This is a genomic window from Microbispora siamensis, from assembly GCF_016863095.1.
Taxonomy (GTDB): domain Bacteria; phylum Actinomycetota; class Actinomycetes; order Streptosporangiales; family Streptosporangiaceae; genus Microbispora; species Microbispora siamensis.
Genome location: NZ_BOOF01000041.1, coordinates 32,838 through 53,628, shown reverse-complemented (window position 1 = coordinate 53,628; position 20,791 = coordinate 32,838). Strand labels below are relative to the sequence as shown.

Sequence of the window (20,791 nt, the reverse complement as noted above, 5' to 3'; positions counted from 1 at the left end):
AGTCACCAAGGTGAGGCAGCACCGCCCACTGTGAGACGTCACTGCGCCGGGCGGAAGCTCCGGTCCTCGCGAAGCCCGCTCCGCTCCTTCCCGCCGCGCCGTCATTCGTGGGCGGATCGGGCCTCTTCGAGGGCGGCACGGGCCTGGTCGGCGCGCTGGCGGGCGGACCGGGCGGCGCGTTCGGCGTTCGTCTCCTCGCGGCGGGCGACCTCGAGCCGGTGTTCGGCCGCGTTCAGCTTGTCCTTGGCCTTGGCCAGCTTGGCCGTGAGCGTCTCGACCTTGGCCGCGCGCCGCTCGTGCTCGCGTACGGCCTCGGCCCGCTCGGCCTCCCAGTCGGCGCGGCCCCGCTCCGCCTCGGTCGCGGCTCGTTCGGCCTCGGCGAGCGCGTTTTCGAGGCTCTCGATCCGGCGCTCCCGCTCCGCTTTGCGCCGTTCCCGCTCCGCCTCGTCGCGTTCGGCCTTCGGCGCGGGCTGCCTGCGCGCCGCCGGTTCGGGTGCGGGCCGTACGACGGGGGCGGGCGTGAAGCCGCTGTAGCTCAGGGGTCGGGTCAGCCGGCCCAGGCGCACCTGCTCGGCCGCGTCCTCGTCCACCACGGCGGCGTCGAGGGTCTGCTCGATCTCCAGGTCGGCCGTGGGGCCCAGCGGATGCCCGGCCGCCTCCGCCTCCTCACGTACGGACCGGACGAGACGGGCGATGAGCGGGGTCCGTTCGCGGCCCGCCTCGGCCAGGGCGTCGGCGTCCTGGGTCCGCCACGCGTCCCGCAGCCGCCGGCCGAGGTCGAGCAGCCGGCCGAGTTCCTGGCCCCGTTCCCGGGCCGTCCGGTTGACGGCCCAGGCCACGACCGTGGGCTTGCGCAGCGCCTTGATCCGCTTGGCCAGCGCGGCGTCGCCGCCCGCCTTCGCCTCCTTGGCCAGCGCGTCGCGGGCCGAGGTGAACTCCTCGGGCACCATGCCGTAGAGCCGGTCGGCCGCCTCGTCGAAGTCCACAGACCACCTGTACCTGAGTTCCCCGTGGCGGTCCACCATGGTAGGTACTCTCCGCGTGGAGTTCTTCTGTTATCACCGCGATCGGCCCGGCTCGGGGGCGCTGCGCGACGAACTGCTGGAAGAGCACTGGTCCTACATGGACCGGTACGACGCGGAGATGATCGCCCGCGGCCCGACCTTCGACCGCGTCACCGACATCGCCACCGGCAGCGTGCACATCGTCGACTTACCGGATCTCGCGACGGCGCGTGCGTTCGCCTTCGACGAGCCCAACTACCAGGCCGGTGTGTACCGGGACGTGATGGTACGGCGATGGCGCAACGTGCTGGGGCGCACCATGTGGGACTTCCCCGGCGGCAGGGACGGCGGCAACCGATATCTGGTGCTGGGCCTGGGCTCCGGGGAGGCCGCCGACCTCGTCCCGCCGCCGGACCGGGACGAGCTGATCGCGTACGGGCCGCTGCTGTCCGACGACGGCGCCGCCTGGCTGGGTACGGCGGTGCTGGTCCGGGCGCCGGACCCGGACGCGGCACGCGCCGTCCTGACCAGGGACCGGTACGCCGACATCGAGGTGCACGACTGGGAGTTCGGCGGGCGGCGGTGAGAAGCACGGCGACCCGTCCTGGTCCGGCGCCCTGAGCTACGCCGGACCAGGAGGATCACCCGTGAGGGCGTCAGCTCGGGGAAGCCGTCGCCATCACGCCCACGGCGATCCGCGCCTCCATCACACCGGGATCCTCGGTGTGGGTGAGCGTCGCGCCGAGGGAGCCGAGCAGCCTGCGCATGCGCGTGTTGTCGTACAGGAGGGTCGCCCGCACCTCGGCGAAGCCGAGGTCCCTCGCCTGGGCGAGGAGCATCCGGGCCAGCCGGCCGCCGAGCCCCCGGCCCTGCCAGCGGTCCTCCACGAGGAAGGCGATCTCCGCGATGCCGGGGTCGGCGGTGAACATCAGCGACGCGAGCGCGACGACCTGGCCGTCGTGCCCCGCGACGAGCGACTGGCCGCGGGCCCGGTCGCACAGCCGGTCGAACGTGCGCGGCGGCAGGGTGGGGTTGGCGGTGAAGTAGCGGAACCTGCGCGTCTCGGGTGAGCAGCGCTCGTGCAGGTCGCGCAGCGCCTCGCGGTAGAGCGAGGTCAGCGGCTTGACCTGCACCTCGGCGCCGTCGGCGAGCCGCACCGGCCCCTCGGCCGCGGACGGTTCCGCCGGCGGCTGCGCCAGCCTCACCATCGCGGCGGCGCGGGCCGCCTCGGTCAGGGTGAACGGCAGCCCGGAGCGGCGCAGCCGGATCGACCGCCGCGGCGCCACGGGCACCACCAGCAGGGTCGGGTCGGGCAGCTCCGAAGCCTCCTCCTTCTCCCGCTCGCCGTCCTCGTTCGGCGCGCGTACGGCGGTCGCGCCGTACACCCAGCGGGCGTCGTCTGCGCGCAGCAGTTCGCCCAGGATCTCCGGCAGGCGCCACGGCGCCGAGCGCAGCCGGGCGGCGAGCAGCAGCGTCCGCGTCGGCTCGTCGGTCAGTTCGTGCGCGGTGGCGGGCACGATCCGCACCCGCCTCCCGCCCGCGGCCTCCAGCGCCTCGCGTACGGCCTCGGGGGAGGCGGGGATGTCCGTGACGAACTCGTCGACCGTGCCGTCCGTGTCGGGCTGCACCGACAGGCCCAGGATGTTGCCGCCCTTGTCGGCCAGGGCGGTCGCCAGCGACGCCAGCCGCCCGGGCCGCTCGTCCACGGTCGTACGAATCCGGAAGAACCCCATCGGTATCCGCTCCCTCCGTTGCACTGGTCTTCAGCGTGCCGGAGCGTTGTTACGCGTTTGCTACACAGCGGTGAGCCGATCGTTTCCTTCCGATGGAGCACGTTACGACTACGGTTATCCGCATGTGTCTCCACGGATCTCCACGACATCCGTCGCCGAATGGCGAGATGAGCACGGATATAGCAGGATGTGCACCATGACCGCTCCCCTGTCCCCCGGATTCGTCAACGGTGAGGTGTCCTTCTGGTACCGGTCTCTGGGGGTGCCCGCGCCCGGAGAGCCGCTCGGCGGCGACCTGCAGGCCGACGTGGCCGTGGTCGGCGCGGGCTACACGGGACTGTGGACCGCCTACTACCTGAAGAAGGCCGACCCGTCGCTGCGGGTCGTCGTGCTGGAGAAGGAGTTCGCGGGCTTCGGCGCCTCCGGACGCAACGGCGGCTGGCTGACCGGCGCGCTGGCCGGCTCGCCCGAGCGGTACGCCAAGACCCACGGCCCGGACGGGGCCCGGCGGCTGCAGCGCGCGATGTTCGAGGCCATCGACGAGGTCATCCGTGTCGCCCGCGAGGAGGGCATCGACGCGGACATCGTCAAGGGCGGCCTGCTCACCGTCGCCCGCGGCCCGGCGCAGGCCCTGCGGCTGCGCGAGGAGCTGGCGGGCCAGCGCGCCTGGGGCTGGGACGCCGACGACGTCCGGCTGCTGACCACCGACGAGATGAACGACCGGCTGCGGGTTGCGGGAGCCACCGGGGCCACCTGGAGCCCGCACTGCGCCAGGATCCAGCCGGCCAAGCTCGTCCGCGGCCTGGCGCGGGCCGTACGGGACCTGGGCGTCGAGATCTACGAGCGGACCCCGGTCACCGAGATCATCCAAGGCCGGGCGGTCACGCCGTACGGGACCGTCCGGGCGGACCACGTGCTGCGCTGCACCGAGGGGTTCACCGCCACCATCGCCGGTCACCACCGCGACTGGCTGCCGATGAACAGTTCCATGATCGTCACCGAGCCGCTGCCCGAGCAGGTCTGGGCGGAGATCGGCTGGCAGGGCCGCGAGCTGCTCGGCGACATGGCGCACTACTACATGTACGCCCAGCGGACGGCCGACGACCGCATCGCCTTCGGCGGGCGCGGCAGGCCCTACCTGTACGGGTCGAGGATCGACGAGCGGGGGCACACGCACGCCTGGACCGTGGACGCGCTGTGGGAGCTGCTGGTCGCGTTCTTCCCCGCGGTCGCCGGGTCGCGGGTCGAGCACGCCTGGTCGGGCGTGCTCGGCGTGCCGCGCGACTGGTGCTCGGCCGTCCGCCTGGACCCCGCGACCGGTCTCGGCTGGGCGGGCGGCTACACCGGCCACGGCGTGACCACCACCAACCTCGCCGGGCGCACGCTGTGCGACCTGGTGCTGCGCCACGACTCCGACCTGACCCGGATGCCGTGGGTGGACCGGCGGGTGCGCGCGTGGGAGCCCGAACCGCTGCGCTGGCTCGGCGTCCACTCGATGTACCGTCTCTACCGCCTGGCCGACGCCCGCGAGAGCAGGGGCATGGCCAGGACGTCGGTACTGGCGCGAATCGCCGACAAGATCACCGGGCACTGAAAGGCATCACGTGAGCTCCTCCCTTCTGTTCCGCGGCGGCCGCGTCTTCGTCCCCGGCGGCTTCGCCGAGGCGGTCCTCGTCCGCGACGGTGTGATCGCCGCCGTCGGCGCCGAGTCCGACCTCGTACGGCTGGCGCCGAGCGCCGAGCCGGTGGACCTCGGCGGCGGCCTGCTGACGCCGGGGTTCACCGACGCGCACGTCCACCCGGTGCAGGCCGGGCTGGAGCGGGCCAAGTGCGAGCTGTCCGAGGTGTACGGGCTCGACGCCTACAGGGCGAAGATCGCCGACTATGCCGCGAAAAATCCGGACAAGGAGTGGATCGACGGCGGCGGCTGGGACATGTCCGCCTTTCCCGGCGGCCTCCCCCACCGGTCCCAGATCGACTTCCTCGACCGGCCGGCGTACTTCGTGCAGCGCGACCACCACGCCGCCTGGGTGAACACGCGGGCCCTGGAGGTCGCGGGCATCACGAAGGACACCCCCGACCCCGCGGACGGCCGCATCGAGCGCGACCCGGACGGCACGCCGAGCGGCGTGCTGCACGAGGGCGCCATGGACCTCGTCGGCCTGCTCACCCCGCGCCCGACCCCGGCCGACGCCGACGCCGCCCTGATGGACGCGCAGGCCCACCTGTTCTCGCTGGGCATCACCGGCTGGCAGGACGCCATCGTCGGGTCGTACGCCGGGTCGGACGACCAGCTGCCCACCTACCTCTCCGCGGCCTCCTCAGGACGGCTGAAGGCGCGCGTGGTCGGCGCCCTGTGGTGGGACCGCACCCGGGGCGCCGAGCAGATCCCCGGCCTGGTCGAGCGGCGCGCGATGGCCGAGGGCCTGGACCGGTTCCGGGCGACCTCCGTCAAGATCATGCAGGACGGCATCCCCGAGAACTTCACCGCCGCCGTCATCGAGCCCTACTGCCGCTGCGGCGGCACCGGCCTGTCGTACATCGACCCCGCGCTGCTCGGCGGGTACGTCAAGGAGCTCGACGCCCTGGGCTTCCAGGTGCACTTCCACGCCATCGGCGAGCGGGCCGTGCGCGAGGCGCTCGACGCGCTGACCGGCACCGACCCCGCCAACCGCCACCACATCGCGCACGTGCAGATCATCACGCCGCAGGACGTGCCGCGCTTCGCCGAGCTCGGGGTGACGGCCAACCTGCAGGCGCTGTGGGCGACCCATCACCTGCAGATGGACGAGCTGTGCATCCCCTACCTCGGCGAGGAGCGCGCCTCCTGGCAGTACCCCTTCGCCGACCTCGTACGGCACGGCACCCGCTTCGCCGGGGGCTCGGACTGGCCGGTCTCCTCGGCCAACCCGCTGGAGGCCATGCACGTGGCGGTCAACCGCACCGAGCCGGGCGGTTCCGTCCACGCGACGTACCCCACGGCGCAGACGCCCTTCCTGCCCGAGCAGAGCCTCGACCTGCGGACGATCATGACGGCCTACACCGAGGGCTCGGCCTGGATCAACCGCTCCCCCGCCGGGATGATCGAGGAGGGCCGCCCCGCCGACCTCGTCGTGCTCGACCGCGACCCCTTCACGCTCGACCCGAAGGACATCTGGACCACCAAGGTCGTCATGACGTTCCTCGACGGCGAGCCGGTGCACGGCGGGTAGCCGGGCGGCGTTTCAGCGGTCCCCGGCCAGGGCGGCGCGGTGCCGGGACACGGCGAACGCCACGGCGAGGCAGCCCGCGGCGAGCAGCAGCGCCGAGCCGCGGAAGCCGAGCGGACCGCCTTCCCCGACGGGGCCGCCGACCACCCAGCCGACGGCCAGCGACGGACCGGCCCACCAGGGCAGCACCCGGGCGCGAAGCAGGCCGATGGCGAAGAGCACCAGCCCGATCAGCGAGGCGAGCATGGACAGGAGGTAGACCGGGCCGAGCGACTCGGCGTCGCCGCTGACGAGCGACACCGCGAGCGGAGGCAGGAAGCCGAGCATGCCGACCGTGGTGAGGACGAGCGCCACCGAGCCGAGCCGGCCGTCGCGGCCGCCGTGCAGCGCGTGGATCGCCGCGACCGATACCAGCATGCCCAGGACGAAGGGGAACCCGTCCGCGGTGAACGCGTAGTCGGCGGCGTCGATCAGCCGGTCATGCTGCGGCACGGACGTGAACAGGTCGAGCAGGGCGAGCGCGGCGGCCGACGCCGCGCCCGTCAGGAGGCCGGCCTGGGCCAGCCCGTACGGCAGGCGCGCGGGTCCGGTGTGGGCCTGGGTGGCCGATGTCGTCATCGTGTTCTCCCTCGATGTGGTCATCCGACGGTCGGCGACGACACTAGGAACCGGCAGGCCGCCGGTCGTCCGGCCGCGCGGGGAAATCCCGTCCGCCCGCCGCATGAGCCAGGAGTCCGCCCGTGGTGGGACGACACGGAAGCGGACGGGGCCTAATCTTCGGGCGATGGACCAGCTCTTCCCGCCATACCGATGGGGTACGGCCGTCAGCGGCGATCTGCTGCTCGCGGCCGCGCTCGCGCTGGTCATGGCCGCGGCGGCCGCCCTGGACGGGCCGGCGACCCTCAGCGGCCGGGTGGGCGCGGTGGTCGCCGCGGGCGGGCTGCTGGCCCTCGCCCACCGGCGCCGCCGTCCGGCGACGGCGGTCGCCGTCGTGACCGTGGTCACCGTGACCGAGGTCGTCGCCTCCCCGCAGGCCAGCACGGCTCCGGCGTTTCTCGCCATCATGGTCGCCACGTACTCGCTCGGCGCGTACGCGTCGACGTGGCCGCTCGTCGCGGGCCTGGCGCTGGCCACGGCCGGGGTGGCGACCGCCCAGTATCTGGGGCCCTCGCAGGGATACTCACGCGCCTCGGCCGACACGTTCCTCGTGGCGTCGCTGGTGCTGGCGCCGGCGGTCGTCGGCGGCGTCGTGGGAGCGCGCGACCGGCTCGGCCGGCGGCTGGACGCGGGGACGGAACGGCTGCGAGCGGCGCGGGACGAGCGGATCGCGGAGGAGCTCTCCCGCGAACGGCGGCGGGTCTTCGGCGCCCTGGACGTTCTGCTCCGCGGCCTGGACGAGACCAGGCGGCACGCGGCGGTCACCGGGCTGGCGGACGTCACCGCGCTGGAACGGATCGCCCGCGACCTGCTGACCCGGATGCGTACGCTGGTCGGGGAGCTCCGGGCGCCGAGCACCGGCGACAGGCGGCCGGTCCGCGAGGTCGCGGAGCTGCGGACGCAGGTGCGAGAGGCGCTCGCCATCGCGAACCTGCCCGAGACGGCCTGGAGCGGGCTGCGCCCCGCGGGCAGGTGGACCCTGGTCGCCCCGAAGTGGCGGGACGGGGTGCCGGCGAGGGTCGCGGCCCCACTGGACTGGGCCAGGCGGCATCCCTTGACCTGCGCCGTGATCTGCCTGGCTGTCACGCTCGCCTACACGGCGGCGACCGCGAGCCCTGATCCCTTCGACGGTCTCGCGCCCTGCGGGGTCCTCGTTGTGTCGCCGTTCATTCTCGGTGTGGCCTGCCCGATCCGCCGGGCGCTGGCCGGGCTCGCGCTCTGCCTGCTGGGCTGCGCGGGCCTCGGCCTCGCCGGCTCTGCCGCGCTGATCACGGCGCCGGAGGCGACCGCGCTTATCACGGCGCCAGAGGCGGCCGGGGCGGTCGCGGTGATCGTGGGCTGCTGGGCGGCGGGCCGCGTGCTGCGCGGCGGCGCCGAGGCGCTGGCCGCGCGGGCGCGGACCACCATCGCCGTCGCGGAGGAGACCCGGAGAAGCGCGACCGCCGCGCTGGACGAACAGCGGGCCCGCCTCGCCCGGGACCTCCACGACGCCGCAGGGCACATGATGACCGTCATCGTCCTGCAGGCGACCGCCGCACGGCGGGTCTGGGAGACCCGCCCCGACCTGGCCGGCGAGCACGTGGCCGTGTTGCGCCGCACGCTCGCCGAAGCGCTCGGCGAGTTGCGCCCGCTCCTGCTCTCACTCGCACTCGCCGACGTCCCCGCCACGATCGGGCTCGGCGGCCTGCCCACGCTCGCAGAAAGAGCGAGCGGCTGCGGGTTGCGGGTGGCCCTGGAAGTGGACCAGGACACCGGCACGGGGGCGCCGCTTCCGCGTGCGGTCGACGCGGCCGCCTACCGGATCGTCCAGGAAGCACTGACCAACGCGGCCCGGCACGCTCCGGGCGCGTTCGTCCGCGTCAGGATCACGCGCACGAGGCGGACCCTGGCGGTCGACGTGAGCAACACCCCGCCCGCCGATCGGCCGGCGCTGTCCACCTCCGCCGGGCATGGCCTCAGCGGCATGGCCGAGCGGAGCGCCGCCTGCGGCGGCACGTTCGCGGCCGGTCCCCGGCCCGGCGGCGGCTTCGGCGTCCGTGCCGCGTTCCCTCTGGAGGAAGCAGCGTGATCCGCGTCCTGCTCGCCGACGACCAGCCCTTGGTGCTGACCGGGCTGCGCACCATCCTGTCGGCCGAGCCCGACATCGACGTCGCCGGCCAGGCGCGGGACGGCCACGAGGCCGTCGCGCTCGCGCGTGACCTGCGGCCGGACGTCGTGCTGATGGACATCCGCATGCCGGGCCTCGACGGGCTCGCCGCCGCACGCCAGATCCTCGCCGCCATGCCCGACGTCCACGTGATCATGCTGACCACGTTCGACCTGGACGAGTACGTCTACGAGGCGCTGCGCGCGGGAGCCAGCGGCTTCCTCGTCAAGGACCTTCCGGACGAGCAACTCGTGGCGGGCGTGCGCACGGCGGTCCGCGGGGACACCCTGCTCGCTCCGTCGGTCACGCGCCGGTTGATCGAGGCGTACACGCGGCGTCCTCCGGCCCGGGTCGCCCTTCCTCCTGGCGCCGACAGGCTGACCCCGCGGGAGGTCGAGGTCTGGAGGCTGGTCGCCCGGGGCCTGTCGAACACCGAGATCGCCGCCGAGCTGTTCGTCGGCGAGGCCACCGTGAAGACGCACGTCTCCCGGCTCATGGCCAAGCTCGGGGCCCGCGACCGGATCCAGGCGGTGGTGCTGGCCTACGAATGCGGCCTGTGACGAGCCTTCCCGCAAAGCGCGTCAGGCGGGGTGCTCGGCGCACAGGCAGCCGACGCCCTTCTCGATCCATTCCCGGCCGGCCCACTCCGGGTGCCGCTCGATCATGAGCGCCCTGACCTCCTCGACGATCGTCTGCTCGCTCACGGCCGAGTCCCGGCGCGCCCAGGTCTCGTCGCGCAGCAGTTCGAGGTAGTCGCGGACGTCGGCGAGCAGTTGCGGGCCGCCGACGTCGCCGTGGCCGGGCACCACCACCCGCGGCGATGCGTCGGCCAGCCGCCGCATCACGCTGATCCAGCGGGTGCCGGACACGTCGGTGTCGTGCGGCGGGAACCACGGGAAGATGGCGAACTGCCCGGCCTCTGCGAGATCGCCGGTGAACATCACCCCGGCGTCGGGGACCGTGATCACCTGGTCGCCCCTGCTGTGCGCCCGGCCGGCGGCCCGCAGCCGCACCACCCGGCCGCCCAGGTCGAGGTCGTACGCGTCGTCGTAGACCACGTCCGGAGTGGCGATCTGGACGCCCTCCAGCTGCCGGGCGACCGGTTCGCCGAGCCCCCTGAACATGTCGAGGTAGGCGGCGCCCTTCGCGGCCAGGTCCTCGGCCTGCGCCCGGTTGACCAGGAACGTCGCCTCCCCGGCGAACACCTGCGCCCCGAAGGCGTGCTCGGGGTGGAAATGCGTCGTGGTCAGGTAGAGCCGGCGGCCCGCCGCGTACTCCGCCACGAACTTGAGCACGGTCTCGGCGTTTCGCGGGCCCATTCCGGTCTCGACGACCAGCACGGAATGCGTGCCGCCGATGACGCCGATGTTGGGCACCAGTTGCACCCGGCGATTGGGGATCACCACCAGGTCGCGGGCGAGTTCCCGCACCTCCTCGATCCGCACGACGGGCTCGGGCAGCATGTGTTCGGACATGGGAGATTCACTCCTCGGAGAGCCTGACAACCGGGCCGCTCCAGTCCATTACGGGATGCTCCGCCGCGTCCAACACCGGTTGCGCACGCCCGATACCGTGCCGGTATCGTCGCCGGTGATGGACCTACGCTCGCTGCGCTATTTCGTGGCGGTCGCCGAGGAGCGCCACTTCGGGCGGGCCGCCGCGCGCCTGCACATGACCCAGCCGCCGCTGAGCCGCGCCGTCAGGCAACTGGAGGCCGACCTCGGCGCCCTCCTGCTGCACCGGTCGCCCACCGGCGTCACGCTGACCGCCGCCGGTGCCGCGCTCTACGACGAGGCACGCGCGCTGCTTGAGCAGGCCGAGCGGGTGCGCGCCCGGGTCGCCGCGGCCGCCGGCGCCGCCACCCTGACCATCGGCACGCTCGCGGACAGCGCCGAACAGGCCGGAGCCCGGCTCGCCGCGGCCTTCCGCCGGCGCCACCCCGGAGTCCAGGTCCGCGTCCGTGAAGCCGACTTCACCGACCCGACCACGGGCCTCCGGGCCGGGCTCGTCGACGTCGCCCTCACCAGGGAACCGTTCGACGACACCGGGATCACCACCCGCCTGCTGCGCTCCGACCCCATGGGGGTGGTCCTGCGGGCCGACGACCCGCTCGCCCGCCACCAGACCCTGCGGCTGAACGACCTCGCCGACCGCCCGTGGTTCCGGCTGCCCGACGGCGCCGATCCCATCTGGCGCGCCTACTGGAACGCCTCCACGCCCGGCGGCGAGCTCAGGGACGGCCCGGTGGTGCGCACCGTCCACGAATGCCTGCAGGCCGTTCTCTGGAACGGCACGGTCGGGCTGGCGCCGACGGCCCACGCGCTGCCCGAGGGGCTCACGTCGGTGCCGCTGGCCGACATGCCGCCCAGCCGCCTCGTCCTGGCCTGGAACAGCGCCGACGCCAACCCGCTGATCCGCTCGTTCACCCACATCGCCGCGGCCGTGTACCGCTCCGCCGGCCGGGAGCCGGCACATACGTGAAGGCCCTCCCCGCCTGAGCGGGAAGGGCCTTCACGGTCGTCCGGATCAGTAGATCGGGCGGGAGGAGGAGCGCAGCCGCTCCAGCGCCTCGGCGAGGATCTGCGCGCCGTCCTTGTCGCTACGGCGCTCCTTCACGTACGCGAGGTGCGTCTTGTACGGCTCGTTCTTCGGCGGAGCAGGCGGGTTCGACTGGTCCTGCCCGGCCGGCAGTCCGCACCGCGGGCAGTCCCAGAACTCGGGGACGGCCGCGTCGCTGGCGAAGCTCGGGCGCGTCTCGTGCATGTTCGCACACCAGAACGAGACCCGCACACGGGGGGCGGCCTCGCCGCGTTCGGCCTCTCCCATGGGGCCGGCGCCGACTCGGCTGCCACGGATCGCGTTGCCACTACCCACCGATGAACTCCTTGCTCGATCGCCCCGCGGACGGGGGGAGGTGAATCTCTGTCACGCGTGGCCGGAGGCCGTCCGCTACGGCTTGAGCAGCAGGCCCAGCGCGATGATGCAGACGAACCAGACGATGCCGGTGATGATGGTGAGACGGTCCAGGTTACGCTCCACCACCGACGAACCGCCGAAGGAGGACGAGAACCCGCCTCCGAACAGGTCGGACAGGCCGCCGCCCTTGCCCTTGTGGAGCAGGACGAGCAGCACCATCAGAGCGCTCGACAGGATGAGGGCGATGGAGATTCCGATTGTCACCGTAGACCTGTTCCTATGTCCGGGCGTGCACGACGCGTTGTGCACGATGCCATCGGCGTGACGATTCAATTGTGTTCTTTGAGGGTACGTCCTGATGTCAAGTCGCACCCCCCAAACGGCTCAGCTAGCCGGCGGTCTCGCCGAATCGGCAGATCTTGGCGAATTCTCCCGCGTCGAGGCTGGCCCCTCCCACGAGGGCGCCGTCGATGTCGGCCTCCGCCATGACGCCGGCGACGTTGTCCGACTTCACCGAGCCACCGTAAAGGATACGGACAACAGAGGCCACATCGGCACCGTAAAGCTCGGCGAGTCGCGTCCTGATGGCGCCGCACACCTCCTGGGCGTCCTTCGGCGTGGCGACCTCACCGGTGCCGATCGCCCAGACCGGCTCGTACGCGATCACGATGGACTTCGCCTGCTCGGCGGGCACGCCCTCCAGAGCGCCGTCGAGCTGGGCCAGCGTGTGCTCGACGTGGCGGCCCTCCTGGCGCACCGGCAGCCCCTCGCCCACGCACAGGATGGGCGTCAGCGAGTGCCGGTAGGCGGCCTTGACCTTGGCGTTGCACAGCGCCTCGTCCTCGCCGTGGTACTGCCGCCGCTCCGAGTGGCCCACCAGCACGTACGTGCAGCCGAGCTTGCCCAGCATGGCCCCGGAGATCTCCCCGGTGTACGCCCCGGAGTCCTGCGCCGACAGGTCCTGGGCGCCGTAGGCGATGCGGAGCTTGTCGGCGTCCACGAGCGTCTGCACGCTGCGCAGGTCGGTGAACGGCGGAATGACCGCGACGTCCGCCTTGTCGTAGTCGCGGTCGGTCAGCGTGAACGCCAGCTTCTGCACCAGGTTGATGGCCTCGAGGTGGTTGAGGTTCATCTTCCAGTTGCCGGCGAACAGCGGCTTGCGGGCCATCTACTCCTCCAGCGCGGCGAGTCCGGGCAGCGTCTTGCCTTCGAGGTACTCGAGGCTCGCGCCACCACCGGTGGAAATGTGCGAGAAGCCGTCCTCGGGCAGGCCGAGCCTGCGCACGGCCGCCGCCGAGTCGCCGCCGCCGACCACGGTGAACGCCGTGGAGATCACCAGCGCCTCGGCCACCGCGCGGGTGCCGCCGGAGAACGCGTCGAACTCGAACACGCCCATCGGGCCGTTCCAGAACACGGTCTGGGCGTCGGCCAGCTTCGAGGCGAACAGCTCCCGGGTGCGGGGTCCGATGTCGAGGCCCTCGCGGTCGGCCGGGATCGCGGTGGCGTCCACGACCTCGTACGGCGCGTCGGCGCCGAACTCCGTGGCGGCCAGCACGTCCACCGGCAGCACCAGCTCGACCCCGCGGGAGGCCGCCTCGTCGAGGAAGCCCTTGACCTGGTCGATCTGGTCCTCCTGCAGCAGCGACTTGCCCACCTCGTGGCCCTGGGACTTCAGGAACGTGTAGGCCATGCCGCCGCCGATGAGCAGGCGGTCCACCTTGGACAGCAGGTTCGCGATCACGCCGAGCTTGTCGGAGACCTTCGCGCCGCCCAGCACGACGACGTACGGCCTGGCCGGGTCCTCGGTGAGCTTGCGGAGCACCTCGACCTCGGCGAGGACCAGGTCGCCCGCCGCGTGCGGCAGCCGCTTGGGCAGGTCGTAGACGCTGGCGTGCTTGCGGTGCACCGCGCCGAAGCCGTCGCCGACGTAGAGCTCGGCGAGGGCGGCCAGCTTGTCGGCGAACTCGCCCCTGACCGCGTCGTCCTTGGACTCCTCACCCGGCTCGAAGCGCAGGTTCTCCAGGAGGGCGACCTGCCCGTCCTGCAGGCCCGCCACCACGCTCTGCGCGGACTCGCCGACCACGTCGGTGGCGAACGCCACGTCCTCGCCGAGCAGCTCGGCCAGCCGCCGGGAGACCGGGGCGAGCGAGTACTTCGGCGTGACGGAGCCCTTGGGGCGGCCGAGGTGGGCGGCGACGACGACCTTCGCGCCGCGCTCGATCAGCTTCCTGATCGTCGGCACCGACGCCCGGATGCGGCCGTCGTCGGTGATCGTCTCCCCGTCGAGGGGGACGTTGAGGTCGGCGCGCACGAACACGCGCCGGCCCTTCACGTCGAGCTCGTCGATTCCGATCATCAGAGGGAGGCGCCCACGTACTCGATGAGGTCCACGAGGCGGTTGGAGTAGCCCCACTCGTTGTCGTACCAGCCGACGACCTTGACCTGGTTGCCGATGACCTTGGTGAGGCTGGCGTCGAAGATGCAGGACGACGGGTCGGTGACGATGTCGCTGGAGACGATCTCGTCCTCGGTGTAGCTGAGGTAGCCCTTCAGCGGACCCTCGGCGGCGGCCTTGAGCGCGGCGTTGACCTCCTCGACGGTGGTCTCGCGGCCGACCTCGACCGTGAGGTCGGTGGCCGAGCCCGTCGGGATCGGCACGCGCAGCGCGTAGCCGTCGAGCTTGCCCTTCAGCTCCGGCAGGACCAGGCCGATGGCCTTGGCGGCGCCGGTGGAGGTCGGGACGATGTTCAGCGCGGCGGCGCGGGCGCGGCGCAGGTCCTTGTGCGGGCCGTCCTGCAGGTTCTGGTCCTGCGTGTAGGCGTGGATGGTGGTCATCAGACCCTTCTCGATGCCGAAGGTGTCGTTGATGACCTTGGCCATCGGGGCCAGGCAGTTGGTGGTGCAGGAGGCGTTGGAGATGATCGTGTGAGCGGCCGGGTCGTACTTCTCGTGGTTCACGCCCATGACGATCGTCACGTCTTCGTTCTTCGCCGGAGCGGAGATGATGACCTTCTTCGCGCCGTTGTCGGCGTGCACCTTGGCCTTGGTGGCGTCGGTGAACAGACCGGTCGACTCGACGACGACGTCCACGCCGAGGTCGCCCCAGGGCAGCTTGGCGGGGTCGCGCTCGGCGAACGCCTTGATCGCCTTGCCGTCAACGGTGATCTCGTCCGCCGAGGCCTTCACCTCGTACGGCAGGCGGCCCAGGATGCTGTCGTACTTCAGCAGGTGGGCCAGCGTGGCGTTGTCGGTGAGGTCGTTGACGGCGACGACCTCGATGTCCTTGCCGCTGGCCGCCACAGCGCGCCAGAAGTTGCGGCCGATACGGCCGAAGCCGTTGACGCCTACGCGGATGCTCACGGATCCGATCTCCTCGTACGTCGTGCGCCGGAGTACCGGCGCCAGGGCTGTGTTAAACCTCAATGACAGACCTTATCGGACCCAAATTGGTGTAGACCACCGGGCCACGCTTTGACGGCGTGTCAGGCCGGACGAGCCGGTGAGCGGGCCGTTTCCGCACGGCGACGACCCCGCCTCGCCCCTTCCGCAGGGCCCTCGCCGGGGCGCCCGCGAACGCCCGACCGGACGGCGCGAGGGCGGCATAGCGGACCGTCCCGGCGGCCGGGACAGGACCGGGACGGAACCTGGGACGGAACGTCCGAAGGCGTCGCTACTGCGCCAGCATGTCGGCGGTGAGATTGGCCTCGGTGTTGGCGATGCCCAGGTCCTGGGCGCGCTTGTCGGCCATGGCCAGCAGCCGCCGGATGCGCCCGGCGATGGCGTCCTTGGTCAGCGGCGGGTCGGCGATCTGGCCGAGCTCCTCCAGGGACGCCTGCTTGTGCTCGACCCGCAGCCGGCCGGCGATCACCAGGTGCTCGGGGGCGTCGTCGCCGAGGATCTCCAGCGCCCGCTGCACCCGCGCTCCGGCGGCGACGGCCGCCCTGGCCGACCTGCGCAGGTTGGCGTCGTCGAAGTTGGCCAGGCGGTTGGCGGTGGCCCGCACCTCGCGGCGCATCCGCCGCTCCTCCCAGGCCAGCACGCTGTCGTGGGCGCCGAGCCGGGTCAGCAGTGCGCTGATCGCGTCGCCGTCGCGCACGACCACGCGGTCGACGCCGCGCACCTCGCGGGCCTTGGCATGGATCTTCAGCCGCCGGGCCGAGCCGACCAGGGCCAGCGCCGCCTCCGGCCCGGGGCAGGTCACCTCCAGCGACATCGACCGGCCGGGCTCGGTCAGCGAGCCGTGCGCGAGGAACGCGCCCCGCCAGGCCGCCTCGGCGTCGCAGGTGGCTCCGGAGACGACCTGCCGGGGCAGCCCCCGCACGGGACGCCCGTGGTTGTCGATCAGGCCGGTCTGCCGGGCCAGCGCCTCGCCGTCCTTGTAGACGCGCACGACGTAGCGCGAGCCCTTGCGCAGTCCCGCGGGGGCCAGGACCAGCACCTCCGCCTTGTGGCCGAAGACCTCGCCGATGTCCTTGATCAGCCTGCGGGCGGTGGCGTTGGTGTCGAGCTCGGCCTCGATCACGATGCGCCCGCCCACCAGGTGCAGCCCGCTGGCGAACCGCAGCAGCGTCGAGACCTCCGCCTTGCGGCAGCAGGGCTTGAGCACCGGAAGGCGGCTCAGCTCGTCTTTCACCACACCCGTCATGGCCATCAGCTCGTGTCCTCCCCCAGACAGACTCTGCCCGTCAGTCTCTCGCACCTTGGGAGCACGCAATCACCGCTTCTCACGGAAAATCTCATCCAGGACAGCGGCAAGACGTGGTCCGTCGTGCCGCGCAGATCCGTCAGAGGCGGCCACATCGGCCAAAACGACTCGGCCGCCCATCGACCATGCCGCCTTCTCCAGCGCCCTCGGGTCGGCGACCACACCGCCGTCCGCGATCACCGCGTCGACGACCAGTGCGGGGGCGTGCTCCCTGAGCACCTCCAGGTGCCGTTCCGGCGAGAAGCCGTCGGTCTCCCCCGCCTGCGGCGAGAGGTTGAGGATCACCAGCCGCCTGGCGCTCGTCTCGTGCAGCGCCCGGGCGAGCTCGGGCACCTTCAGGTGCGGCAGCACGCTGGTGAACCAGGACCCCGGCCCGAACACCACCCAGTCGGCCGCCTCGATCGCCTCGATCGCCTGGGGGCAGGCGGGCGGGTCGGACGGCAGCAGCGAGATCGAGCGCACCCGCCCGGGTGTCAGCGCGCAGGCGACCTGCCCGCGCACCGTCGTGATCGTCCCGTCCAGCTCGACCTCCGCCTGGATGTCGAGCGGCACCGAGGCCATGGGCAGCACCCGGCCGTGCGCGCCGAGCAGCCGGCCCACCCACTCCAGGCCGACGACGGGGTCCTCCAGCAGCTCCCAGAGCGCGACGATGAGGAGGTTGCCGACGGCGTGGCCGTGCAGTTCGCCCTCGCTTCTGAAACGGTGCTGGACGACCTCGCTCCAGGTCTGGCCCCACTCGTCGTCGCCGCACAGGGCCGCGAGCGCCATCCGCAGGTCACCGGGCGGCAGAACCCCCAGCTCGCGCCTGAGACGCCCGCTGGAGCCGCCGTCGTCGGCGACCGTCACCACGGCGGTCAGGTCGTCCGTGACGGTCCTGAGGGCCGACAGGGAGGCGTACAGGCCGTGGCCGCCGCCGAGCGCGACGACCTTCGGGCCGCTCGTGGCGGTCGCGGGGTGCGGGGGAAGCATCGGGCTGCCGGGGGTTGGGGACTTCCGGGGATGATCGGGGACGGAGGGGTCCGCGGGTTCGGGGGCGGGGTCCTTCATCGTCCTCCTCGCCTCGCCACGAGCACCGCTCTGCGGAGCCGTGGCGCTCATGTCGTGCCGATCGGCCCGGCCCCGGCGCCCGCCGGGGCCCGCCGTACGAGGTTCCGCCCGCGGGCCCGCGGGCGGCCCGGGCGGGGGCCGTCACTCGCGGCCCGTGTCCCGGTGGCTGACCTGGACGTCCATGCCGCGCTCGCGCAAGCGGGCGCCGAGTTGCTCGGCCATCGCGACGCTGCGGTGCTTGCCCCCGGTGCAGCCCACGGCGAGGGTGGCATAGCCCTTGCCCTCGCGCGTGTATCCGGCGGCCACGACGCCGAAGACCTCCTCGTAGCCGTCGAGGAACTCCTTGGCCCCGGGCTGGCTGAGCACGTAGTCGCGCACCGGCGCGTCGAGCCCGTTCATGGGCCGCAGTTCCGGCACCCAGTGGGGGTTGGGCAGGAACCGGCAGTCCACGACGAGGTCGGCGTCGACCGGCAGGCCGTACTTGTAGCCGAAGGAAACGACGTTGACCTTGAGACCCGGCCGGTCCTCGCCGCCGAAGAACGACACGATCTTCTTGCGCAGCTCGTGGACGTTCAGCAGGGACGTGTCGATGACGAGGTCGGCGTTGGCGCGGACCTCGCGCAGGATGCCGCGCTCGCGGTCGATCCCGTCGACGAGCCGCCCGTCGCCCTGGAGGGGGTGGGGCCTCCGGACGTTCTCGAACCTGCGGACCAGTTCCTCGTCGCTCGCCTCCAGGAACACCACCCGGACGCCGACGCCGCGCCCGTCGAGTTCCTCGATCGCCGCGTTCAGGTCGGTGGTGAAGGCGAGGCTGCGCACGTCGACCACGGCCGCGACGCGGTCGGTCGCCATGTTCACCCGGCCCGCCTCCTCGGCGAGCGAGGACAGCAGCCCCGGCGGCAGGTTGTCGATCACGAACCAGCCGAGGTCCTCCAGAGCCTTCGCGGCGGTGCTGCGCCCCGCCCCCGACATTCCGGTGATCACCACGAATGCCGGCTCAGTCGTGCTCATCGCCCGCTCACCGCCTTGCCGCCCATGTCAGCTCGCCCAACGTCAGCCCCGTCGCCGTCCGCCGCCCACGCCGGGATGGCCGACCCTCCCGCGGGGACCGGGTCCGCTCCCGGCGGGAGGGACCCTTTGGTGCCGGAGCATGACACCTCTTCACCTGATCACGCCACCGCCACGCCGGGCGACTCCCACGGCGCCCTCCCCGCTGCCCTGCCGGGGACGGGACATGCCACGGTGCTCGCGCGGGCACCTCACGACCCCTGCCCCGCGGGGGACGGGCTCTCACCGCGCAGCGCCGCGACGATGGCCTCGGCGGTCGCACGGCCGATGCCGGGGACCTCGCGGATCTCCTCCGCGCTCGCCTCCCGCAGCCGCTTCACCGAGCCGAAGTGCCGCAGCAGGGCCTGACGGCGTGCCGGGCCCAGGCCCGGCACGTGGTCGAGCGCGCTCTCCTTGAGCGATTTCGACCTCTTCGTCCGATGGTAGGTGATGGCGAACCTGTGTGCTTCGTCGCGGACGCGCTGTAACAGGTAGAGGCCCTCGCTGCTGCGCGGGAGGATCACCGGCTGGTCGTCGCCGGGCAGCCAGACCTCCTCCAGCCGCTTGGCCAGCCCGCACACTGCGATGTCGTCGATGCCGAGCTCGTCCAGGGCGCGCTGGGCGGCCGCCGCCTGCGCCGGGCCGCCGTCCACCACCACGAGGTTGGGCGGGTAGGCGAACTTTCGGGGGCGGCCGGTCTCCGGGTCGATCGGCGTCGCCGCGCCCCCACGACCGACCGCTTCGTATCCGTCCGCTTCGTACCCGTCCGCGTCGTGTCCTGCCCCGTCGTACCCTGCTCCGTCGTGCGCTGCGTCGTGCGCTGCGGCGTCGTGCGCCGGCGCGTCGTCCGTCTCCGCGTCCAGCTCGCCCGTCGCCGCCCGCTCCTCCAGGTAGCGCTTGAACCGCCGGCAGATCACCTCGTATATCGAGGCGACGTCGCCTTCCGTCGTCCTGACGGAGAAGCGGCGGTACTCGCTCTTGCGGGCCAGGCCGTCCTCGAAGACCACCATCGAGGCCACGACGTTCTCGCCCTGGATGTGCGACACGTCGTAGCACTCGATCCGCAGCGGCGCCTGGTCGAGGTCGAGGGCGTCCGCGATCTCCTGCAGGGCCCGGCTGCGCGTGGTCAGGTCGCTCGCGCGGCGCAGCTTGTGCTGGGCGAGCGACTCCTTGGCGTTGCGCTCCACGGTCTCCATGAGGCTCTTCTTGTCGCCGCGCTGGGGAACGCGCAGGTCGACGCGGGAACCTCGCTGCTCGCTCAGCAGCTCGATCAGCGCGGCCTCGTCCGGGGGCCGCGCCGGCACGAGGATCTCGCGAGGGATAGTGGCCTCGCCGTACATCTGGAGCAGGAACTGCTCCACCAGCTCGCCGGGGGTGGCCTCCTCGACCTTGTCGACCACCCAGCCGCGCTGCCCGCGGATCCGGCCGCCGCGCACGTAGAAGACCTGGACCGCCGCCTCGAGGGGGTCCTCGGCGAGGGCGATCACGTCGCAGTCGGTGCCGTCGCCGAGCACGACCGTCTGCTTCTCGAGGGCCCGTTGCAGCGCCTGGATGTCGTCGCGCAGCCGCGCGGCCCGCTCGTACTCCTCCACGGCCGCCGCCTCGCGCATCTCGCGCTCCAGCCGCTTCATGAAGCGGCCGGTGTTGCCGGCCATGAAGTCGCAGAAGTCCTCGGCGAGGGCGCGATGCTCCTCGGGGGTGACCCGGCCGACGCAGGGCGCGGAGCACTTGTCGATGTAGCCCAGCAGGCAGGGCCGTCCGATCTGCCCCGCACGCTTGAAGACCCCCGCCGAGCACGTCCGCACGGGGAAGACGCGCAGCAGCAGGTCGACGGTCTCCCGGATGGCCCAGGCGTGCGAGTAGGGGCCGAAGTAGCGGGTGCCCTTCCGCTTGGCCCCGCGCATCACCTGCACCCGGGGGAAGTCCTCCCCCATCGTCACGGCCAGGTACGGGTACGACTTGTCGTCGCGGTACTTGACGTTGAACCGGGGGTCGAACTCCTTGATCCAGGAGTATTCGAGCTGGAGCGCCTCGACCTCGGTGCCGACCACCGTCCAGTCCACGGACGCCGCGGTCGTCAGCATGGTCTGCGTCCGCGGGTGCAGGCCGGCGAAGTCCGCGAAGTACGAGTTGAGCCGCTGCCGCAGGCTCTTCGCCTTGCCCACGTAGATCACCCGGCCGCCGGGGTCGCGGAAGCGATAGACGCCTGGCGACTCAGGAATCGAACCGGACGCCGGTCGATAGGTTGCCGGATCCGCCACACCCAAAGACTACTGGCCTACGCCGACAATCCCGCCGTGGCGGGCGGTGGATCCGCCCGGGAGGAA

At 72.4% G+C, this 20,791-nt stretch carries 19 protein-coding genes; 6 read left to right on the top strand and 13 right to left on the bottom strand.

Going from position 1 to position 20,791, the window contains the following annotated elements; translation table 11 throughout:
• Window positions 1-101: 101 nt before the first annotated feature.
• Window positions 102-986, bottom strand: a complete 885-nt coding sequence (locus tag Msi02_RS31295) for a hypothetical protein (protein ID WP_204051538.1) — start codon at window positions 984-986, stop codon at window positions 102-104.
• Window positions 987-1,023: 37 nt separating this feature from the next.
• Here Msi02_RS31295 and Msi02_RS31290 point away from each other — a divergent pair, with 37 nt between their 5' ends.
• A complete protein-coding gene (locus Msi02_RS31290) occupies window positions 1,024-1,590 on the top strand; it encodes a YciI family protein (protein ID WP_239108857.1) in 567 nt (188 codons plus the stop codon).
• Window positions 1,591-1,660: 70 nt separating this feature from the next.
• Here Msi02_RS31290 and Msi02_RS31285 read toward each other — a convergent pair whose 3' ends face one another.
• The gene (locus Msi02_RS31285; protein ID WP_204051537.1) at window positions 1,661-2,737 is read right to left on the bottom strand and encodes a GNAT family N-acetyltransferase; all 1,077 of its coding nucleotides are present in this window, start codon (window positions 2,735-2,737) and stop codon (window positions 1,661-1,663) included.
• Window positions 2,738-2,933: 196 nt separating this feature from the next.
• Between Msi02_RS31285 and Msi02_RS31280 the strand changes: the two genes are divergently transcribed.
• Complete coding sequence (locus Msi02_RS31280; RefSeq protein ID WP_204051536.1) at window positions 2,934-4,331, top strand: NAD(P)/FAD-dependent oxidoreductase; 1,398 nt, start codon at window positions 2,934-2,936, stop codon at window positions 4,329-4,331.
• A gap of 10 nt (window positions 4,332-4,341) precedes the next feature.
• On the top strand, window positions 4,342-5,949 hold the full coding sequence (locus Msi02_RS31275; RefSeq protein ID WP_204051535.1) for an amidohydrolase: 1,608 nt from the start codon (window positions 4,342-4,344) through the stop codon (window positions 5,947-5,949).
• A gap of 12 nt (window positions 5,950-5,961) precedes the next feature.
• On the opposite strand, the gene Msi02_RS31270 is transcribed toward Msi02_RS31275, so the two are convergent.
• Complete coding sequence (locus Msi02_RS31270; RefSeq protein ID WP_204051534.1) at window positions 5,962-6,564, bottom strand: hypothetical protein; 603 nt, start codon at window positions 6,562-6,564, stop codon at window positions 5,962-5,964.
• Between the two features lie 166 nt (window positions 6,565-6,730).
• Between Msi02_RS31270 and Msi02_RS31265 the strand changes: the two genes are divergently transcribed.
• Window positions 6,731-8,671: a sensor histidine kinase gene (locus Msi02_RS31265; RefSeq protein ID WP_204051533.1), complete on the top strand. Its 1,941-nt coding sequence runs from the start codon at window positions 6,731-6,733 to the stop codon at window positions 8,669-8,671.
• Window positions 8,668-9,309, top strand: coding sequence for a response regulator (locus tag Msi02_RS31260; protein ID WP_204051532.1), 642 nt, complete (start codon window positions 8,668-8,670; stop codon window positions 9,307-9,309). Before Msi02_RS31265 ends, Msi02_RS31260 begins: the two co-directional genes overlap by 4 nt.
• Window positions 9,310-9,330: 21 nt before the next feature.
• Here Msi02_RS31260 and Msi02_RS31255 read toward each other — a convergent pair whose 3' ends face one another.
• Window positions 9,331-10,224, bottom strand: a complete 894-nt coding sequence (locus tag Msi02_RS31255; RefSeq protein WP_204051531.1) for an MBL fold metallo-hydrolase — start codon at window positions 10,222-10,224, stop codon at window positions 9,331-9,333.
• 118 nt (window positions 10,225-10,342) lie between these two features.
• Here Msi02_RS31255 and Msi02_RS31250 point away from each other — a divergent pair, with 118 nt between their 5' ends.
• Entirely contained in the window at window positions 10,343-11,230 is an 888-nt protein-coding gene (locus tag Msi02_RS31250) for a LysR family transcriptional regulator (protein ID WP_204051530.1), read from the top strand.
• 45 nt (window positions 11,231-11,275) lie between these two features.
• Here the strand turns inward: Msi02_RS31250 and Msi02_RS31245 are convergent, their stop codons facing one another.
• From Msi02_RS31245 to uvrC, 9 genes are all read right to left on the bottom strand, one after another.
• Window positions 11,276-11,623, bottom strand: a complete 348-nt coding sequence (locus Msi02_RS31245; RefSeq protein ID WP_079319880.1) for an RNA polymerase-binding protein RbpA — start codon at window positions 11,621-11,623, stop codon at window positions 11,276-11,278.
• A gap of 75 nt (window positions 11,624-11,698) precedes the next feature.
• The gene (secG, locus tag Msi02_RS31240; RefSeq protein WP_076441471.1) at window positions 11,699-11,929 is read right to left on the bottom strand and encodes a preprotein translocase subunit SecG; all 231 of its coding nucleotides are present in this window, start codon (window positions 11,927-11,929) and stop codon (window positions 11,699-11,701) included.
• Window positions 11,930-12,053: 124 nt separating this feature from the next.
• On the bottom strand, window positions 12,054-12,833 hold the full coding sequence (tpiA, locus tag Msi02_RS31235) for a triose-phosphate isomerase (protein WP_204051529.1): 780 nt from the start codon (window positions 12,831-12,833) through the stop codon (window positions 12,054-12,056).
• Window positions 12,834-14,021 carry a phosphoglycerate kinase gene (locus Msi02_RS31230; RefSeq protein WP_204051528.1) on the bottom strand — a complete coding sequence of 396 codons (1,188 nt, stop codon included), beginning with the start codon at window positions 14,019-14,021 and terminating at the stop codon, window positions 12,834-12,836. It lies immediately after the preceding gene.
• The gene (gene gap / locus Msi02_RS31225; RefSeq protein WP_204051527.1) at window positions 14,021-15,025 is read right to left on the bottom strand and encodes a type I glyceraldehyde-3-phosphate dehydrogenase; all 1,005 of its coding nucleotides are present in this window, start codon (window positions 15,023-15,025) and stop codon (window positions 14,021-14,023) included. The genes Msi02_RS31230 and gap overlap by 1 nt, the downstream gene beginning before the upstream one ends.
• 310 nt (window positions 15,026-15,335) lie before the next feature.
• Window positions 15,336-16,316 carry a DNA-binding protein WhiA gene (whiA, locus tag Msi02_RS31220; protein ID WP_079319876.1) on the bottom strand — a complete coding sequence of 327 codons (981 nt, stop codon included), beginning with the start codon at window positions 16,314-16,316 and terminating at the stop codon, window positions 15,336-15,338.
• A gap of 63 nt (window positions 16,317-16,379) precedes the next feature.
• Window positions 16,380-17,339, bottom strand: coding sequence for a gluconeogenesis factor YvcK family protein (locus tag Msi02_RS31215; RefSeq protein WP_204051574.1), 960 nt, complete (start codon window positions 17,337-17,339; stop codon window positions 16,380-16,382).
• A gap of 219 nt (window positions 17,340-17,558) precedes the next feature.
• Entirely contained in the window at window positions 17,559-18,428 is an 870-nt protein-coding gene (rapZ, locus tag Msi02_RS31210; RefSeq protein ID WP_079319418.1) for an RNase adapter RapZ, read from the bottom strand.
• Window positions 18,429-18,676: 248 nt separating this feature from the next.
• Window positions 18,677-20,725 carry an excinuclease ABC subunit UvrC gene (gene uvrC / locus Msi02_RS31205; protein ID WP_204051526.1) on the bottom strand — a complete coding sequence of 683 codons (2,049 nt, stop codon included), beginning with the start codon at window positions 20,723-20,725 and terminating at the stop codon, window positions 18,677-18,679.
• Window positions 20,726-20,791: the final 66 nt, after the last annotated feature.

What these genes read in the sequence shown, in the direction of transcription:
- whiA (WP_079319876.1), bottom strand. Translation starts at nt 16,316, where the DNA reads ATGGCCATGACGGGTGTGGTGAAAGACGAGCTGAGCCGCCTTCCGGTG.
- Msi02_RS31285 (WP_204051537.1), bottom strand. Translation starts at nt 2,737, where the DNA reads ATGGGGTTCTTCCGGATTCGTACGACCGTGGACGAGCGGCCCGGGCGG.
- rapZ (WP_079319418.1), bottom strand. Translation starts at nt 18,428, where the DNA reads ATGAGCACGACTGAGCCGGCATTCGTGGTGATCACCGGAATGTCGGGG.
- Msi02_RS31255 (WP_204051531.1), bottom strand. Translation starts at nt 10,224, where the DNA reads ATGTCCGAACACATGCTGCCCGAGCCCGTCGTGCGGATCGAGGAGGTG.
- Msi02_RS31215 (WP_204051574.1), bottom strand. Translation starts at nt 17,339, where the DNA reads ATGCTTCCCCCGCACCCCGCGACCGCCACGAGCGGCCCGAAGGTCGTC.
- tpiA (WP_204051529.1), bottom strand. Translation starts at nt 12,833, where the DNA reads ATGGCCCGCAAGCCGCTGTTCGCCGGCAACTGGAAGATGAACCTCAAC.
- Msi02_RS31265 (WP_204051533.1), top strand. Translation starts at nt 6,731, where the DNA reads ATGGACCAGCTCTTCCCGCCATACCGATGGGGTACGGCCGTCAGCGGC.
- Msi02_RS31230 (WP_204051528.1), bottom strand. Translation starts at nt 14,021, where the DNA reads ATGATCGGAATCGACGAGCTCGACGTGAAGGGCCGGCGCGTGTTCGTG.
- Msi02_RS31250 (WP_204051530.1), top strand. Translation starts at nt 10,343, where the DNA reads ATGGACCTACGCTCGCTGCGCTATTTCGTGGCGGTCGCCGAGGAGCGC.
- Msi02_RS31280 (WP_204051536.1), top strand. Translation starts at nt 2,934, where the DNA reads ATGACCGCTCCCCTGTCCCCCGGATTCGTCAACGGTGAGGTGTCCTTC.
- Msi02_RS31270 (WP_204051534.1), bottom strand. Translation starts at nt 6,564, where the DNA reads ATGACGACATCGGCCACCCAGGCCCACACCGGACCCGCGCGCCTGCCG.
- Msi02_RS31290 (WP_239108857.1), top strand. Translation starts at nt 1,024, where the DNA reads ATGGTAGGTACTCTCCGCGTGGAGTTCTTCTGTTATCACCGCGATCGG.